The sequence below is a fragment of the Archangium sp. genome, from assembly GCF_036389735.1.
In the GTDB taxonomy this organism is placed as follows: Bacteria; Myxococcota; Myxococcia; order Myxococcales; family Myxococcaceae; genus Archangium.
The window spans coordinates 1-15,903 of the sequence record NZ_DASVWK010000693.1; the positions used below are offsets into that span (position 1 = coordinate 1).

The following is a 15,903-nucleotide window of genomic DNA, read 5'->3' on the forward strand; positions in this document are numbered from 1 at the left end:
GGCTCTGCCAATGCCTGTGATAATACCGAGTACTGCTCTGGCGGCGTTTGCCCGGACGATGGCAAGGCGCCAGCGGGTTCCTCATGCGGCTCGGGAATGATTTGCACCTCATCGGGCGATTGTGTGCAGGAGCGGGTGCCCGCGAGTTGCCCAAGCATGACGTTGAACTGGTCGCAGGATCGGCCGGCCTGGTTCGGCAATCTGACCACCGCGGGGACCTACACCTGCTATGGGACGGTTCCCGCGGCCAGCCATGGCGCCAGCGGCGTCCCGGCCAGGTTGATCAACTCGAAGGAGCGCACCGGCTCGGCCCAATACACCTGCAACGATGGTGTGTGGAAGGTCGAGAGCAGCTCCTGTGACGGCGCCACCATTCCCACCGTGGTTCCCACCACGTGCTCCGTCTTTTGGGATGACGTGCGTAGCAAGTTTCTCGACTGGTACTCGACCGATCTCAAACGATGTGCGGATACCGGCGGGCTCGACTGGTGGTACAAGGAATACACGACCAAGACCACTTGCAGATTCCAAAACGGATTCTACTGGCATTACTTCGATGACAAGCCTTCTTATGCTCTCACCGAGGACGGCTGCTGGCGCGATCTTTTCAATAAGAACGCGAAAAGGGTTCTCGACATCCCCCTGAACAATCACATCTCCCCTGTTACCGAGGACAACCTGTGCGGTTCGAACGCCGCCTATCCTTGGACCTGGCCCTATTACGGAACGCGCTGCAAGTACAGGCCTTGAGCTGTTGTAGCGCGCCTCTTTGAGGTGCGAGCCGGCATTCGCTCTCTGCTGGCTCGCACCCTCAAGCGGGTTCTTCGCAAGGGAACTCGTGAGTGCACTTGGTGAGTAGGGCTCCCTGGAGCCACCGGCTGGCTCCTGGAGCGGAGGCTCGGCTCGGTGCACACATGCGTTTGAAGCCTTGGGCGGGTGGGGACGCCCAGCGAGGAGCACGCATGGACGAGCGGAAGAAGTCCGAGTCGAGCGGAGAGGACGCGGAGCAGGTGGGGCCCTACCAGCTCCAGGAGCAGGTGCCGCAGGACGACTACAGCCAGGGGGCGCTCTACCGGGCCACGCACGAGACGAGCGGGGCGCCGGCCCTGGTGCTCAAGCACGTCGCCAAGGAGGAGGAGGGGACGGAGCCGCTGAGCGACGTGGGGGTTCGCATCAGCTCCTCGGCCTCGTCTGGCTACGACGCCATGGAGGTGGAGAAGACCCCGTGGTCCGTGGCTCCCGACAGGCAATCGGTGGAGTCGATGGTGTCCACCTTGGAGGATGTGCACAAGGCCGTGGATCGCATGGCCCATGCCGCCTCCGCCTCCGACGAGCCCCGCCCTCGGCGACACCTGAACCTGGCGCTGCCGGGGGCCGTCGCGCTGTGCGCCCTGGGCTTCATCCTGGGCCGTCATGTCCCCGTGTCCCAACCGCCGAGCGGCTCGGCCTCCCTGGCTGGAACCGAGCCCACGCCCCCGAGTCTCGAGGTGCCGACGGACACCTGGGAACCCCTTGATGAAATGGCGCTCCTGGAGACCACGGACGGAGGGCTGCTTGCCCTCGCCCGCCCCTTGCCGAGCAAGCCCTACCCAGGGCAGAAGCGCCCTCCGTGCAAGCCCCGGCTCGAGGTGGAGTTCAACGGGGGCTGCTGGGTGCCTCACAAAGAGAAGGCCCCGTGCCCGGAGGACCTCTTCGAAGTCCAGGGACAGTGTTACATGGCCTCCATGCAGCCCCCACCGATGCCCCAATCGGTCGGGCAGTGACCCTACCTCCGATGTCAGACCTTCTTGTAGGATGGGAGAGGTCTGGCATGAAGGCGAGCGGGAGGAGCGGAGATGGGAAGGGGAAAGCGTCCGGCCACCTACGAGGACATCGAGGCGCTACCGCCGGGGTGGGTGGGGGAGATCATCGACGACGAGCTGTGGGCCTTCCCCCGGCCGGCGAAGTGGCACGCGTTGGTGGCGTCGCTCCTCGGGGTGAAACTCGGGAGCCGCTTCGGTGTCGGGCAGGGAGGGCCGGGAGGCTGGTGGCTCGTGGACGAGCCGGAGTTGCACTTCGGCCGACAGGTGCTGGTGCCGGATCTGGCGGGCTGGCGCTACGAGCGGGCCCCCGGGTTGTTCGAGCGGGATGAGCCCTTCTTCGACCTGGCGCCCGACTGGGTCTGCGAGGTGCTGTCTCCCTCGACGGCGGGGCTGGACCGGGGCCGCAAGCTGTCCCTCTATCACCAGGAAGGCGTGCGCCACGCATGGTTGGTGGACCCGAGAGCGCACACGCTGGAGGTCTACCGGCGAGGGGAAGGGGGATGGCAACTCGCGGCCCGACATGGAGGCGACGAGGTGGTCCGCGCCGAGCCCTTCGATGCCGAGCCGCTCGAGCTGGGGCGGCTCTGGGCTCCCAGGCCCACCCCAGCTCCCGGCCCCGAGGGTCGCTGATCAGCGTGAGTTCATGGCTTGCGCGCGCTGGTAGGCGGGCCGCGCGGCGAGCCGCTCCTGATAGGCGCTGAGCGGGTCCGGGAGCGCCTGGCCGAGCGCGCCGCGCCACATGCTCATCGCGGTGCTCACGGCAATGTCGGCGAGGGTGAAGTCGGCGCCAGCGACATGGGGATGGGGGCCGAGCATGCCCACCACATAGGCCAGGGCCTGCTTGACGCGGTCCTCGATGACACGCACCGACCAGTTGCGCTTGTCCGCCTCTGGGGCCGCGAAATGCGCCGCCATCAGCGGATTGAGGCCCGCCCCGATCGTGGCTTCGCTGAACACGGTCATCTGCAGCACGCGCGCCAGCCGCGGGTCGTCCTGGGCGGGCAGCAGGGACGTGGGGCCGTACCTCTGCGCGACATAGAGCAGCATGGCGATGGATTCATTGATGGCCACACCCCCCTCGTCCTCGAGGAAAGGCACCGTGCCCAGCGGGTTGAGCGCGCGATAGGCCGCGGGGGTGGGGAAGGGAAGGGTCTCGAGTTGATAGGGCAGGCCCATCTCCTCACAAAGCCAGACCACGCGCAGGCCGCGCGCGCCACGCGCGAAGTTGTAGATTCGGAGCATCCGCGGAGCATAGGTCGGATGGGGCCTCCGCAAGGTGTTGGAACGAGTCCTTTGATAGCCGGGTGAGCCCTCGGTCGAGATGGGGTAGACCCTCACCCCAGCCCTCTCCGGAGATTCCCTCGCATGTCCTTCCCGCTCCGCCGCGCCCTCTCCGCCGCCGCCCTGGCGGCCCTGCTCCTGCCGCTCGGGTGCTCCACTGCCCTCACCTCGAAGCGTGAGGAAGATAGGCGCATGAGCTCCAACGACGACGTTCCCAAGCCAGCCCCTCGCTGGGGCATCGTCATCCACGGGGGCGCGGGCGTCATCAAGCGCGAGTCCCTCTCCCCCGAGCGCGAGGCCGCCGTCCGCGCCGTCCTCACCGAGGCCCTCCAGGCCGGCCATGCCATTCTGGCCCAGGGGGGCTCCAGCCTGGACGCCGTCACCGCCGCCGTGCGCGTCATGGAGGACTCGCCCCTCTTCAACGCCGGCAAGGGCGCCGTCTTCACCCATGACGGCAAGAACGAGCTCGACGCCGCCATCATGAACGGGCGCACCCGCGAGGCCGGCTCCGTGGCGGGCCTGCACCTGGTGAAGAACCCCATCACCCTCGCGCGCGCCGTGATGGAGAAGTCCCCGCACGTGATGATGATTGGCGCGGGCGCCGAGGAGTTCGCCAGGCAGCAGGGCGTGGAGCTCGTCCCCGAGAGCTACTTCCATACCGAGGAGCGCTGGCAGGCCCTCCAGCGTGCCCTGGAGGCGGAGAAGAAGCAGCGGCAGGCGCCGGCCGAGCAGGGCCAGCCCCAGGGGCCTTCCACCTTCTGGGAGCACCCCGCCGGCCGGGAGCACAAGTTCGGCACCGTGGGCGCGGTGGCGCTCGACCAGTCCGGCAACCTCGCCGCGGGCACCTCCACCGGAGGCATGACGAACAAGCGCTTCGGCCGCGTGGGCGATGTCCCCGTCATCGGCGCCGGCACCTACGCCAACGAGCGCTGCGCCGTCTCGGCCACCGGCCATGGCGAGTACTTCATCCGCTACACCGTGGCCCGCGACATCTGCTCGCGCATGGAGTACCTGGACCTGCCGCTCCTCGAGTCCGCCAACCAGGTCGTCCTGGACACGCTCGTGAAGGTCGGCGGCGAGGGAGGTGTCATCGCCATGGACGCCCAGGGCAACGTGGCCATGCCCTTCAACTCGGCGGGCATGTACCGCGGCTACATGGGGCCGGAAGGCACGCCCGCCGTCGCCATCTTCAAGGAGTAGCGCCCACCTCCCGCGCCGCCGACAACGCCCAGCGCTCCAGCTCCGGCTGAGGCATCAGCCCGCTGCGGCGTGCCACCTCGTGGCCGCCGGAGAAGACGACGAAGGTGGGAATGCCCCGCACGCCGAGCTGGCTGGCCGCCCGCGGCTGCTCCTCGGTGTTCAGCTTGAGGACGACGAGCCGGCCAGCCTGGGCCCGGCCCACCGCGGCGAGGATGGGGGCGGCGGCTCGGCAGGGGCCACACCATGGGGCCCACAAGTCCAACAGCACGGGCACCGGCGAGGCGCGCACCGCCCGCCAGAGCGCCTCCCCGTCCACCTCCTGGGGCGCGCCCGACAGGTCGAGCGCTCCCTGGCAGCGGCCACAGGTGGGCTGGCCGGGGGGAGGGGGCTCGCGCACGCGATTGAAGGCACCACAGGAAGCACAGCGGAACATGGGAACCTCCAGGACTCTTCACCGCAAGGTAGGGATGCCAGAGGGCAGGGAGGGGCCGGCCCGGGTCGCTCGCGCGCTCCGAGGACGGGCACGCGGGCCGTGTGAGGCTCGCCCCCGGATGCGCAGGTTCTCCCGAGTCCCCGAAATACGCGCCGGAGCGGTACGAGTCCCCCCGACTTCGCCGCTGGCTGGCTAGAGTGAGTGCGGAGGACGTGAAGTGATTCTCTTCCGGGCCCGGGAGCCCGCGTGATTGGAGCCGCCATGACCATCCTGTGTGCCACGCATTTCTCGGACGCCGCGCAGCGGGCGGCCACGGCCGCCGCGGAGTTCGCGCGCCGGTTGGACGAGCCCCTCTTCCTGGTGCACGTGCTGCCGGGGGACCTGACGCGCGCCTTCGGACAGACGCTGAAGGACACGGCCTCCGCCGCGCTGCTGGACGAGGTGCGGCGGTTGGAGCAGCTGGGCGCGCGGGTGAGCCACCAGGTGCTGACGGGCGAGCCGGCCGAGGAGCTGTCGCGCTTCGCGGAGGAGAAGGGCGCGGGGCTGGTGGTGACGGCGGGGCCGACGAGCGCCTCGCCCTTCCTGGGGCTGGGGGGCACGGTGGATCGGCTGGCCACGGCGCTGCCGGTGCCGCTGCTGGTGGTGCGAGAGGACGGGGCCTTCTCGGAGTGGGCCAAGGGCACGCGCCCGCTGAAGGTGATGCTGGGGGTGGATCGCTCGCTGCCCTTCGAGGCGGCGCGGGGCTGGTTGCAGAACCTGCGCAAGTACGGCGCGGTGGAGGTGGTGGCCGGGCGCATCTACTGGCCGCACGAGGAGTACCAGCGGATGGGGCTGCCGCACCCGCAGGCCTTCCAGGACGTGTCGCCCGAGCTGCGGCGCTCGCTGGAGCAGGAGGTGAGCACGCTCGTGTCGCCGCTGGAGGCGCAGGGCCAGCCGCGGGTGAAGGTGCGGTTGGAGCTGGGGGTGGGGCGCATCGCGGACCACCTGGTGGCGCTGGCGGCGGATGAGAAGGTGGACATGCTGGTAGTGGGGACGCACCAGCGGCGGGCGCTGGGCAAGCTGTGGAGCGTGTCGCACCACGCGCTGCGGCTGGCGAAGATGTCGGTGGTGAGCGTGCCGGTGACCGCGGCGGCGCGCGGCCCGGAGGTGCCGATTCCGGCGCTGCGCTCGGTGCTGGTGGCCACGGACTTCTCGGACGCGGCCAACCGGGCGATTCCGTATGCCTTCTCGCTGCTGCCCGAGGGCGGCACGGCGTACGTGGTGTTCGTGGGCGAGCCGCCCCAGGCGATGGAGAACGAGCGCGAGCTGCGCAAGCGGCTGCACCAGCTGTTGCCCCGGGACGCGGATGGTCACGGGCGCAAGGTGCAGGTGGAGGTGCTGACGGGCCAGGACGTGGCCACCACGCTGCTCAAGGCCGCCGAGCGCTTCAGCGTGGATGTCCTCTGCCTGGGCACGCACGGGCGCGGAGGGCTGAAGCAGACGCTGATGGGCTCGGTGACGAAGGAGGTCATGTCGCGCGCCGACCGGCCCGTGCTGGTGGTGCGCCCGCCCGAGGCTTAAGGCCCGTCGAGCTCCATATAGGCCCGCTTCGCCTTCACCGAGTAGAAGCGGGCCTCGGGCAGCACGTAGGCGGTGAGCCGCTGGCCGTAGACGCACCCCGAGTCCAGTCCGATGGCATGTGGGTGGCGCTGGACGCCTCGCAGCGCGTCGTGGCCGAAGATGATCAGCTCCGGCCCCTTCCACAGGCTCGCCCAGGGGACCCCGGCTTCCATCTTCTTCGAGGGCTCACCCTCCGGCGTGATGCTGCGCAGGTTGAGCAGCAGCTCCGGCGGCTGCTTCTCCAGTGGCACTCCGGGCACGAAGCCCCCGTGCACCACGCGCACGTTCAGCTCGGGGAAGTGCAGGTGCAGGGGCAGGGATTCGAGGAAGGCCCAGTCCTCGTCCGCCAGCGTGTCCAGCACCTGCTTGTGCTCGCGCTTGAGCTTCTTGCCCTCGGGCATCTTCCCCGCGCGCCAGCGCAGCACGTGCTCCTCGTGGTTGCCGCGCACCGCGAGCATCCCCCGCTCCCGCGCCCGTCGCACCACGCCCGCCGAGTCCGGCCCCTTGGCCACCAGGTCCCCCACCAGCACCACGCGGTCGCCCGAGCGGTGGCCGCACTCGGCCAGGAGCGCGTCGAGCTCCTCCGCGCAGCCGTGGACGTCTCCGATGAAGAGGGTCCGCATCCGCTCACGCGCCCTTCGGCGGCTGTACCTTCCAGCGCCGGTGCAGCCACAGCCACTGGTCCGGGTAGCGCCGGATGTACTTCTCCAGCACCGCCGTCACCGCCCCGGTGTGCGCGGTGATGGCGTCCTGCTCGCCCACGCCCTCGGGCGGGAGGATGGGCCCCTCCACTTCCAGGTGCATCCGCATCCCGCTCTCGTCCCGTACCCCCATCATCACGAACACCGGAGCGCCCGTGCGCTGGGCCACCACCGCCAGCGCGGGCGTGGTGGACGCCGGCCGGCCGAAGAAGGGGACGAACACCGCCGCCTTCGCCGGCAGCGCCTGATCCAACAACATCAGCACCGACTCGCCCCGCTTCACCGCCTCATGCGCCTCGGCGATGGCGCCCTTGGGGTAGATGAGGCCCACGCCCGCGTGCAGCCGGTTGTCCACGATGCGCATGTTGAGCGCCCCCTTGAGTGGGCGCACCAGCGCGTTGAGCGGAACGCCGAGCCGGCGCAGCAGCTTGCCGGCCCGCTCCCAGTTGCCGAAGTGCGCCGTCACCACCAGCGCGCCCTCGCCCCGGGCAACGCTCGCCTTCAGCGCCTCCCAGCCCCCGCCCCGTACCTCCAGGTCCGCCCAGGACACGTCCAGGTGGTCCTTCTCGTCGATGGACTCGAGCACCACGCGCGCCATGGTGCGGTAGGCGCCGAGGGCGATCCGTCGCCGCTCGGCCTCGCTCAGCTCCGGGTAGGCGTGCACCAGGTTCTCCAGGGCCACCCGGCGGCGGATGCCCAGGGTGAACGCCAGCCAGCCCACGAAGCGGGCGAGCGCATCCCGCCGCCTCCGGGACAGCGCGCACATCCCATCCATCACCGTGTTGGCGAGCCAGCCCACCACCTTCCCCGGGCGCTCCCCGAGCACCTGGAGCAGCCGGGGCGGGGGAAGGGGGGCGGGGAGCAGGGCGGAGGATGGGGAGGCGGGGGACTCGGCAGGGGCGGCGGGCTGGGACACGGCGGCGCACTCCACCTGGAAGCGGGGTGGGGGGCAAGAGGCTCCCACTGCGCGTCGCTACCTTGCCCGCCCATCCTGGGCTACACCCCCGGCCATGCTCAAACCGAATCGCCGAGCCTCGCTCGCCCTCCTGGCCGCCCTGACGGCCTGCGGGGCCCGACAGCCCGTTCCCACGCCGGACACCGCCAGCGCCCCCGCGACCCAGGCCACGGCCCCGGCCGCTCCCGCCGCGCCCGTGTCCCCCGTGCTGCGCCTGCCGGGCCAGGTCCGACCCACCGGCTACACCGCCGAGCTCACCCTGGATCCCGCCTCCCCCACCTTCCAGGGCGTGGTGGAGATGGACCTGGAGGTGAAGGAGGCCACCGAGACCCTGTGGCTCCTCGGCCGCTACCTCACCGTGAAGGAGGCGACGCTCACCGTGGGCGGCAAGCCCGTGGCCCTCACCCAGACGAAGGGCAGTGGGGACTTCCTCGGCTTCGTCCCGGCGACTCCGCTCGCGCCCGGCGCCGCGCGCCTGCGCATCGCCTACGAGGGCCAGCTCTCCGAGCGCGAGGTCAGCGGCGCCTTCCGCGCCCAGGAGGGCGCTGACTGGTACGCCTACACCCAGTTCGAGCCGCTCGGAGCGCGGCGCGTCTTCCCGTGCTTCGACGAGCCGGGCTTCAAGGTGCCCTGGCAGCTCACCTTCCACGTGCCCAAGGGGAACGTGGCCGTCACCAACACCCCGCTGGTGGCCGAGGAGCCGCGCGCCGACGGAGGCACCACCTACCGCTTCGCCCGCACCCAGCCGCTGCCCAGCTACCTCATCGCCTTTGGCGTGGGCCCCTTCGACTTCCTCGAGGCCAGGCCCTCGGGGGAGAAGGCCGTGCGCACCCGCATCATCACCCCGCGCGGTCGCGCCGCCGAGGGCACCTATGCCGGCAAGGTGACGCCCGAGATTCTCGGCCACCTGGAGCGCTACTTCGGCATGGCCTACCCGTACGAGAAGCTGGACGTCATGGCCATTCCTCTCTTTGGCGGCGCCATGGAGCACCCGGGCCTGGTGACGTTCAACGTGGGGCTCATCCTCTCCAAGCCCGCCGAGGACACCCTCAACCGGCAGCGCGGCTTCTACGACGTGCAGACGCACGAGCTGGCGCACCAGTGGTTCGGCAACTACGTCACCATGGCCTGGTGGGACGACCTGTGGCTCAACGAGGCCTTCGCCTCGTGGATGTCGCCGCGCATCATCGAGGGCGCGCAGCCCACGTGGGACGCCCCCATCGAGCGCGTGCGCGAGCGCTCCGTCGCGCTGACCACCGACAGCCTGGTGTCGGCGCGCCGCATCCGCCAGCCCATCGAGAGCGAGGATGACGTCGTCAACGCCTTCGATGGCATCACCTACGGCAAGGGCTCGGCGGTGCTGGCCATGACGGAGAGCTGGTTGGGCCGGGACGTCTTCCAGCGCGGCGTGCGGCGCTACCTGAAGGCCCACGCCCACGGCAACGCCACCGCGAAGGACTTCCTGGACGCGCTCTCCGCCGAGGCGGGCCGGGACGTGTCGGGCGTGCTGGGCTCCTTCCTGGATCAGGGCGGCGCCCCCCTCGTCAGCACGAGGCTGGACTGCTCGGGCAAGGTGCCCGTGGTGAAGCTCTCCCAGCGCCGCTTCCTGCCCGTGGGCTCCTCGGGCGAGGCGAACCAGCTGTGGAAGGTGCCCCTGTGCGTGCGCTACGGCACGGGCGCCCAGGCGAGCCGCACCTGCACGGTGATCGAGGGCGAGTCGGCCGAGCTGCCGCTGCCCGAGGCGAAGGCGTGCCCCACGTGGCTGCTGCCCAACGCGGAGGGCGCCGGCTACTTCCGCGCCTCCGTGGACGGGCAGATGCTGGGCCGGCTGCTGTCCACCGAGAGCCGCCACCTCACCCGCGCCGAGCGCGTGGCCATGCTCGGGGACGTGCAGTCCCTGGTGAGCGCCGGCTCGCTGCCGGCCGCGGACGCCCTCGGCCTGCTGCCGGGGCTGGCCGGGGAGAAGGACCGCCAGGTGTTCCAGGCGTCTCTGGACCTGGTGAGCATCCTGCGGCCCTCGGTGGTGTCCGAGGCGCGCCGGGCGAACCGGGAGCGCTTCCTGCGCGACACCTACGGGGCGCGGGCCCGGACGCTCGGCTTCACCCCTCGCGCGGGGGAGGACGAGGACACCCGGCTGCTGCGCCCCGTGCTGCTGGGCCTCGCCGCTCGCCAGGGGAGGGACCCGAAGCTGGTGGCCGAGGCGAGGAAGCTGACGGAGAAGTGGCTGGTGGACCCCCAGGCGGTGGCTCCGGAGCTGCTGGACACCACGCTGGCCATCGCCGCGGCCAACGGGGACGCGGCCCTGCACGCGAAGCTGCTGGCCGCCCTGAAGACGGAGCCGGAGCGCAAGCGGCGCGAGCAGCTCATCGACGCGCTGAGTGCCTTCACCGACCCGACGCTGGTGCGCGAGGGCCTGAAGCTGATGTTGGACCCCTCCTACGACATGCGCGAGGTGGGGAGCCTGTTCTACGGGGCCGCCTTCGACGTGCGCACGCGGGACCTGACGTACGCCTTCGTGAAGGAGAATTACGACGCCCTGGCCGCGCGCCTGCCGGAGGAGTACGTGGCCGGGCTGGCCCGGGTGGGTGCCGCCTACTGCGACCCCGTCCACCGCCAGGAGGTGGCCGCCTTCTTCACCGAGCGCACCGCGAAGGCCCCCGGTGGGACCCGCACGCTCGCCCAGGTACTGGAGAGCGTGGACCTGTGCATCGCCTTCAAGGCGGCCCAGGGCCCCAGCCTCGAGTCCTTCCTCGCTTCGCCGAGGAAATTGCCGGCCACATCCGGACGCTGAGGGCTGTCCGTCGGGAGACAGTCAGGGCTTTCCAGGAATTGGGTGGAAAACAGATTCCCCCAGCAGGTCCCGGCTGCCTTGACCGTTTCGGAGGGGGTTTCTAGCCTTTGGCTGGCAGGAGAAGCTCCCCTCGGAGGCGACGATGGCGCACGAGACGGATGACGGCCGGTCTTCCCACGCGGTTCCCGGTTCAGCTCCCTCCGAGGAGACGACTCCAGGGGAGGGCTTGTCCCGCCCCAGCATTCCACGCACCCCGCCCCGGATCTGGCCGCCGATGTCACCCGGGGACATGGGGCGGGTGGTGCGGCGGGTGAAGTAGGGCCTACTTCTTCTTGGAGAGGAAGGCGTTGAAGGCCTCGCGGGCCTCGGAGGAGCCGAGCCGCTGGACGAAGAGGGTGCCCTCGCGTGAGAGGGCCTCGTCGACGGTGGGGCGCAGGGGCTCGCGCAGCAGCCGCTTGGTGAGGCGCAGCGACTCCACGGGCTTGGCGGCGAGCGCGGCGGCGCGCTTCTGGATGACCTCGGCGAGGCTGGCCTCGGGCACCACCTGGTTGATGATGCCGGCGCGCAGGGCGGTGGGGGCGTCGAAGGGCTCGCCGAACATGAGCAGCTCGGAGGCGAGCGCCATGCCGGCCACGCGGGGCAGCAGCACGCTGGAGGCGCCCTCGGGGCTGAGGCCCAGGTTGACGAAGGGCATGCTGAAGACGGCGCGCTCGGTGGCCACCACGTAGTCACAGTGCAGCAGCAGGGTGGTGCCGATGCCCACCGCCACGCCATCCACGCCGGCCACCACCGGGCGCGAGTGGTGCGCGAGGGCTCGCAGGAAGCGGAAGACGGGGCTGTCCTCGCCGGTGGGAGGGTTCTCGAGGAAGTCCTTGAGATCATTGCCGGCGGTGAAGGCGCCGCCCGCGCCGGTGAGCAGCACCACGCGCACGGCATCGTTGGTGTCGGCGTCATTCAGGGCCCAGGCCGCTGCGTCGTACATCTCGCCGGTGAAGGCGTTCTTCTTCTGGGGCCGGTTGAAGGTGAGGGAGAGGACTCCGTCATCGAGGGTGGTCTGCAGCGTGTCGGACATGGCGGGGGACATTAGCCGGAGAGGGTGGCCTGGGGCTTGCTTCGTTGCCCGGGTGGATGCCTTCCGGCTCCGCCCACGTGTCGGTTTGTCTCCCCGTGACCACGGTGGACGTGTCCTCCGGGCCGCGCCACCTGACTGCTCGCCATGATGACCCAGCCCTCCCGACTCCTGTCCTTCCTCCGCCTCCATGGGTTGTTGCCGGTGCTGCTCAGCAGCACGGTGGCCGTCGTGATGCTCCAGGCCCGGCTGGAATGGAGCGGGAGGGGGAGCTTCCTCTTCCTGGTGTGGAACCTGTTCCTGGCGTGGGTGCCCTATGGGCTCGCGCTGCTGGCGAGCCTGCTGCACGCGCGAGGCTGGGGCCGGTGGTGGAACCTGCTGCCCTTGGCAGGGGCGTGGCTGCTCGCGTTCCCCAACGCGCCGTACCTGCTGACGGACTTCATCCACCTGAAGCCGAGGCCGGGGGTGCCGATGTGGTTCGACGCGGCGATGCTGGCGAGCTTCGCGGCCACGGGGTGGCTGCTGGGGTTGCTGTCGCTGGAGGTGTGGAAGCGGCTGCTGGAGGAGCGGTGGGGGCGGCTGGCGGCGTGGGGCGGGGTGCTGGCCGCGTCGGTGCTGTGCGGCTACGGCATCTACCTGGGGCGTTTCGAGCGGTGGAACAGCTGGAACGTGCTGAACCGGCCCCGGTCACTCCTCGAGGCGGTGCTCGGGCATGTGAGCGAGCCGCTGACGTACCGGTGGCTGGTGGTGACGACGGGGGTGTTCGCCGGATTGGTGCTGCTCTCGTATCTCGTTTACGAGACGCTGGTGCCCCGGTGCCGGACGGGGCGGGCCCGTGCGTGAGGGGCGGGTTCGCGCGGCGCGGACTGGCCCAATGGTTGTACCAGTCGCGTCAGCGTCCCTGGGCGGTGATGCGGCAGATGGCGTCGGCCAGCAGCGGGGCGAGGCCCACCACCTCATGTTGGAAGGGCAGCTGCGTGCGGTGCACCACGCTGTCGGTGGAGATGAGGCGGCGGATGGGCACCTCGCGCAGCCGCTCCACCGCGGGGCCCACCAGCAGCGCGTGGGTGGCCACCACGGTGATTTCATCCGCGCAGCCCTCCTTGCGCACCATCTCCGCCGTGGCCGCGATGGTGCCCGCCGTGGAGATGAGGTCGTCGATGATGATCGGCCGCAGCCCCTTCACCTCGCCCACCAGCCCCTGGACGCTCACGTCGGCGCCGCTCTCCCGGCGCTTGTGCACGATGGCCAGCGGCAGCCCGAGCTTGCGCGCGTAGCGCTCGGCCAGCTTCACCGCGCCCAGGTCCGGTGACACCACCACCGCGCCGGGGCCCGCGAGCGGACGCACGGCCTCGGCCAGCATGGGGGCCGCGTCGAGGTGCTCCAGCGGCATGGCGAAGCAGCCCTCCAGCGAGGCCGTGTGCAGGTTCACCGCGACGATGCGGTCGAAGTGCCCGCGCTCCAGCAGGTCCGCCACCAGCCGGCCGCCGAGCGCCTCGCCCGGGCGCGAGCGCCGATCGTGCCGCGCGTAGCCGAAGTAGGGCACCACCGCCAGGAGCCGCGCCGCGCCACCGCGCCAGCAGGCATCCGCCATCAGCAGCAGCTCCAGCAGGTTCTCCCCCACCGGAGGCGAGGTGGGCTGCACGAGGCACACGGTACACCCGCGCACATCCTCCTGGAGCTCCACGTGCAACTCGCCATCCGGGAACCGCTCGAGGTGGCACTTCCCCAGGGGGCGTCCGAGCACCCGAGCGAGCGTCTCGCCCAGAGGGCGGTTGGCGGTGCCACTGAAGATGGTCAGTTCCATGCTTCCTCCGCGTCGGACGGGGCCGGGCGCTTCGGGTGGGGCCCCATCATCCCTCATTCTGGCACCTACGCCGAGAGGCCTGCCGAGCCCTCGTAGGTGTGTTGGGAGCCAACGGCTCGCGCCGTGCTTCTCCTAGAGGAGAGATACCTTCGCTCTCCGGGGGACGCATGCGCTTTCGAGACAGGACGGACGCGGGCCGGCAATTGGGTGCCCTGCTGACAGGGTACCGGGAGGAGTCCCCGCTGGTACTCGGCCTGCCACGGGGTGGAGTGCCGGTGGCCTATCAGGTCGCCCGGACCTTGGACGCACCGTTGGACGTGTGGGTGGTGCGCAAGGTGGGGGCCCCGGGGCAGCCGGAGCTGGGAGTGGGGGCGGTGGCCGAGGGCGGGGCGCTCTTCCTGGACGGGGGGATGCTGCACTCGCTGGGCCTGTCCGAGACGGAGGTGATGCAGACGGCCGAGCGCGAGGCGTCGGAGGTGGCGGTCCGCATCGGGCGCTTCCGGGGGGCGCATCCGGCGCCGGCCCTCGAGGGGCGCACCGTCATCCTGGTGGACGACGGCGTGGCCACGGGCGGCACGATGCGGGCGGCCATCCGGGCACTGCGGGAGCGGCGGCCGAAGCAGCTCATCCTCGCGGTGCCGGTGGGGGCGCTGGAGTCGCTGGAGTCGCTGCGGGGCGAGGTGGATGACCTCGTCTGCGCGCACCCAGCCGAGTTGATGAGGTCGGTGGGCGAGTTCTACGACGACTTCAGCCAGACGTCGGACGCGGAGGTGCGGGAATTGCTGGCGGGGGCGCGGGAGCAGCGCCAGATGGGCGAGCAGCTGGACCTCGAGGCGGCGATGGACGCCGCGGACAACTGGTGGGTTTGAGGAGCGAGAGGAGGAGCGACATGGCGGGGGAGCGGGAAGTCGAGGTGCTGGCGGGGGACTGGTTCACGCGCTTCCTCGGCTCCACGCTGGAACTCCAGTCCCCCCCCTGAGTCACCATGGAGACCCGGACTGAAAGAGTGCGCTTCCAGGGAGCGGACGGCCGCGAGCTGAACGGGCTCCTGGAGCTGCCCGCGCGCGAGCCCGTGGGCTGGGTGCTGTTCGCCCACTGCTTCACGTACGGGGAGAACCCCTTCGCGGCGGTGGCCATCAGCCAGGCGCTGGCCGGGCATGGACTGGGCGTGCTCCGCTTCGACTTCACGAGCCCGGAGGGCGAGGGCGAGGACCCGCGAGTCCACATCCTCTCGGACGTGGAGGACGTGGTGGCGGCGGCGGAGCACCTGCGGACGACCCGGGGGCCACCGGGTCTGCTGCTGGGCCACAGCCTGGGAGGAACGGCGGTGCTGCGGGCGGCGCTGGCGATGCCGGAGGTGAAGGCAGTGGCGACGCTCGGGGCGCCCTTCTCGCGGGAGCACGTGCACGGGCTGCTGGCGCCGGTGCTCGAGCAGGCGCGGGAGCGGGGCGAGGCCCGGGTGCGATTGGGGACGCATGGGCTGCGCGTTTCGCGGCGCTTCCTGGAGGAACTCTCCGAGCGGCGGATGGAGGAGACGCTGGGCCAGTTGAACCGGGCGCTGCTGGTGCTGCACTCCCCGGCGGACGGGGTGGTGGGAATGGCGAGCGCGCAGCGCCTCTACGAGCGGGCGAAGCAGCCGAGGAGCCTGTTGGCGCTGGAGGGCGCGGACCACTTCTTGAGCCGACCGGAGGACGCGCGCTTCGCGGCGGCGGTGCTGGGGGCGTGGGCGGGCAGGTACGTGGGGGCGGGGGAGGTGGAGGAGCAGCGCGAGGCCGGGCCCGCGCTGGCGCAAGGGGTGGTGGAGGTGCACGAGGTGGGGGAGGGCCCCTTCGCGCAGGAGATCCGGGTGGGGCGGCACCGGCTGCGAGCGGACGAGCCGACGGCCTTCGGAGGAGGGGACACGGGCCCTTCGCCCTACGGGTTGCTGGCGGCGGCGCTGGGGGCGTGCACGGCGATGACGCTGCGCCTGTACGCGCGCAACAAGGGCTGGCCGCTGGAGCACGTCGCGGTGCGGCTGCGCCACTCCAAGGTGCACGCCGAGGACTGCCAGCACTGCGAGACGAAGGAAGGCAAGGTGGACCGGATCGACCGGACGGTGACGCTGGAGGGTCCGCTGAGCGGGGAGCAGCGCCAGCGCCTCGTGCGGATGGCGGACCGCTGCCCGGTGCACCGCTCCCTGGAGTCGGAAATCGACGTGCACACGTTTCTGGAGGACACCGACACCCCGTAGACTGGCCGCCCCATGCCCGCCCCCACCGCTTCCCC

General features: G+C 70.9%; 14 protein-coding genes and 1 pseudogene. 9 read left to right on the forward strand and 6 right to left on the reverse strand.

Annotation, left to right across the window (positions count from 1 at the left end; all coding sequences use genetic code 11):
- The 3 genes and pseudogenes from VF794_RS24435 to VF794_RS24445 form a co-directional block, all read left to right on the forward strand.
- Positions 1 to 750: pseudogene (locus VF794_RS24435) on the forward strand (hypothetical protein); the annotation flags it as partial.
- A 212-nt stretch (positions 751 to 962) separates the two neighbouring features.
- Complete coding sequence (locus VF794_RS24440; protein WP_331114378.1) at positions 963 to 1,763, forward strand: hypothetical protein; 801 nt, start codon at positions 963 to 965, stop codon at positions 1,761 to 1,763.
- 72 nt (positions 1,764 to 1,835) lie between these two features.
- Positions 1,836 to 2,432, forward strand: coding sequence for a Uma2 family endonuclease (locus VF794_RS24445; RefSeq protein WP_331114380.1), 597 nt, complete (start codon positions 1,836 to 1,838; stop codon positions 2,430 to 2,432).
- Here the strand turns inward: VF794_RS24445 and VF794_RS24450 are convergent, their stop codons facing one another.
- A complete protein-coding gene (locus VF794_RS24450; protein ID WP_331114382.1) occupies positions 2,433 to 3,044 on the reverse strand; it encodes a glutathione S-transferase family protein in 612 nt (203 codons plus the stop codon). It lies immediately after the preceding gene.
- Between the two features lie 123 nt (positions 3,045 to 3,167).
- Here VF794_RS24450 and VF794_RS24455 point away from each other — a divergent pair, with 123 nt between their 5' ends.
- Positions 3,168 to 4,283 (forward strand): isoaspartyl peptidase/L-asparaginase, encoded by a 1,116-nt coding sequence (locus VF794_RS24455; protein ID WP_331114384.1) that lies wholly within the window; start codon positions 3,168 to 3,170, stop codon positions 4,281 to 4,283.
- Here VF794_RS24455 and VF794_RS24460 read toward each other — a convergent pair.
- On the reverse strand, positions 4,273 to 4,716 hold the full coding sequence (locus VF794_RS24460) for a thioredoxin family protein (RefSeq protein ID WP_331114386.1): 444 nt from the start codon (positions 4,714 to 4,716) through the stop codon (positions 4,273 to 4,275). The two genes, VF794_RS24455 and VF794_RS24460, sit on opposite strands and share 11 nt — an antisense overlap.
- Before the next feature lie 261 nt (positions 4,717 to 4,977).
- On the opposite strand from VF794_RS24460, the gene VF794_RS24465 reads away from it, so the two are divergent.
- Positions 4,978 to 6,276, forward strand: a complete 1,299-nt coding sequence (locus tag VF794_RS24465; RefSeq protein ID WP_331114388.1) for a universal stress protein — start codon at positions 4,978 to 4,980, stop codon at positions 6,274 to 6,276.
- Here the strand turns inward: VF794_RS24465 and VF794_RS24470 are convergent.
- Positions 6,273 to 6,938, reverse strand: coding sequence for a metallophosphoesterase (locus tag VF794_RS24470; RefSeq protein WP_331114390.1), 666 nt, complete (start codon positions 6,936 to 6,938; stop codon positions 6,273 to 6,275). The two genes, VF794_RS24465 and VF794_RS24470, sit on opposite strands and share 4 nt — an antisense overlap.
- 4 nt (positions 6,939 to 6,942) lie before the next feature.
- Complete coding sequence (locus tag VF794_RS24475; protein ID WP_331114392.1) at positions 6,943 to 7,932, reverse strand: lysophospholipid acyltransferase family protein; 990 nt, start codon at positions 7,930 to 7,932, stop codon at positions 6,943 to 6,945.
- 94 nt (positions 7,933 to 8,026) lie between these two features.
- Here VF794_RS24475 and VF794_RS24480 point away from each other — a divergent pair, with 94 nt between their 5' ends.
- A complete protein-coding gene (locus VF794_RS24480) occupies positions 8,027 to 10,762 on the forward strand; it encodes a M1 family metallopeptidase (RefSeq protein ID WP_331114394.1) in 2,736 nt (911 codons plus the stop codon).
- Between the two features lie 322 nt (positions 10,763 to 11,084).
- Here VF794_RS24480 and VF794_RS24485 read toward each other — a convergent pair whose 3' ends face one another.
- Entirely contained in the window at positions 11,085 to 11,834 is a 750-nt protein-coding gene (locus VF794_RS24485; RefSeq protein ID WP_331114396.1) for an enoyl-CoA hydratase, read from the reverse strand.
- 144 nt (positions 11,835 to 11,978) lie between these two features.
- Here VF794_RS24485 and VF794_RS24490 point away from each other — a divergent pair, with 144 nt between their 5' ends.
- The gene (locus VF794_RS24490) at positions 11,979 to 12,674 is read left to right on the forward strand and encodes a DUF1361 domain-containing protein (RefSeq protein ID WP_331114398.1); all 696 of its coding nucleotides are present in this window, start codon (positions 11,979 to 11,981) and stop codon (positions 12,672 to 12,674) included.
- A 49-nt stretch (positions 12,675 to 12,723) separates the two neighbouring features.
- Here the strand turns inward: VF794_RS24490 and VF794_RS24495 are convergent, their stop codons facing one another.
- Entirely contained in the window at positions 12,724 to 13,638 is a 915-nt protein-coding gene (locus VF794_RS24495) for a ribose-phosphate pyrophosphokinase (protein WP_331114400.1), read from the reverse strand.
- 167 nt (positions 13,639 to 13,805) lie between these two features.
- Here VF794_RS24495 and VF794_RS24500 point away from each other — a divergent pair, with 167 nt between their 5' ends.
- On the forward strand, positions 13,806 to 14,507 hold the full coding sequence (locus VF794_RS24500; protein WP_331114402.1) for a phosphoribosyltransferase: 702 nt from the start codon (positions 13,806 to 13,808) through the stop codon (positions 14,505 to 14,507).
- A gap of 137 nt (positions 14,508 to 14,644) precedes the next feature.
- Positions 14,645 to 15,868: an alpha/beta fold hydrolase gene (locus tag VF794_RS24505; RefSeq protein ID WP_331114404.1), complete on the forward strand. Its 1,224-nt coding sequence runs from the start codon at positions 14,645 to 14,647 to the stop codon at positions 15,866 to 15,868.
- Positions 15,869 to 15,903 lie beyond the last annotated feature (35 nt).

Bases quoted from the DNA above. Each gene is read 5' to 3' on its own strand.
- VF794_RS24440 (WP_331114378.1), top strand. From the start codon at position 963: ATGGACGAGCGGAAGAAGTCCGAGTCGAGCGGAGAGGACGCGGAGCAG.
- VF794_RS24445 (WP_331114380.1), top strand. From the start codon at position 1,836: ATGGGAAGGGGAAAGCGTCCGGCCACCTACGAGGACATCGAGGCGCTA.
- VF794_RS24450 (WP_331114382.1), bottom strand. From the start codon at position 3,044: ATGCTCCGAATCTACAACTTCGCGCGTGGCGCGCGCGGCCTGCGCGTG.
- VF794_RS24455 (WP_331114384.1), top strand. From the start codon at position 3,168: ATGTCCTTCCCGCTCCGCCGCGCCCTCTCCGCCGCCGCCCTGGCGGCC.
- VF794_RS24460 (WP_331114386.1), bottom strand. From the start codon at position 4,716: ATGTTCCGCTGTGCTTCCTGTGGTGCCTTCAATCGCGTGCGCGAGCCC.
- VF794_RS24465 (WP_331114388.1), top strand. From the start codon at position 4,978: ATGACCATCCTGTGTGCCACGCATTTCTCGGACGCCGCGCAGCGGGCG.
- VF794_RS24470 (WP_331114390.1), bottom strand. From the start codon at position 6,938: ATGCGGACCCTCTTCATCGGAGACGTCCACGGCTGCGCGGAGGAGCTC.
- VF794_RS24480 (WP_331114394.1), top strand. From the start codon at position 8,027: ATGCTCAAACCGAATCGCCGAGCCTCGCTCGCCCTCCTGGCCGCCCTG.
- VF794_RS24485 (WP_331114396.1), bottom strand. From the start codon at position 11,834: ATGTCCGACACGCTGCAGACCACCCTCGATGACGGAGTCCTCTCCCTC.
- VF794_RS24490 (WP_331114398.1), top strand. From the start codon at position 11,979: ATGATGACCCAGCCCTCCCGACTCCTGTCCTTCCTCCGCCTCCATGGG.
- VF794_RS24495 (WP_331114400.1), bottom strand. From the start codon at position 13,638: ATGGAACTGACCATCTTCAGTGGCACCGCCAACCGCCCTCTGGGCGAG.
- VF794_RS24500 (WP_331114402.1), top strand. From the start codon at position 13,806: ATGCGCTTTCGAGACAGGACGGACGCGGGCCGGCAATTGGGTGCCCTG.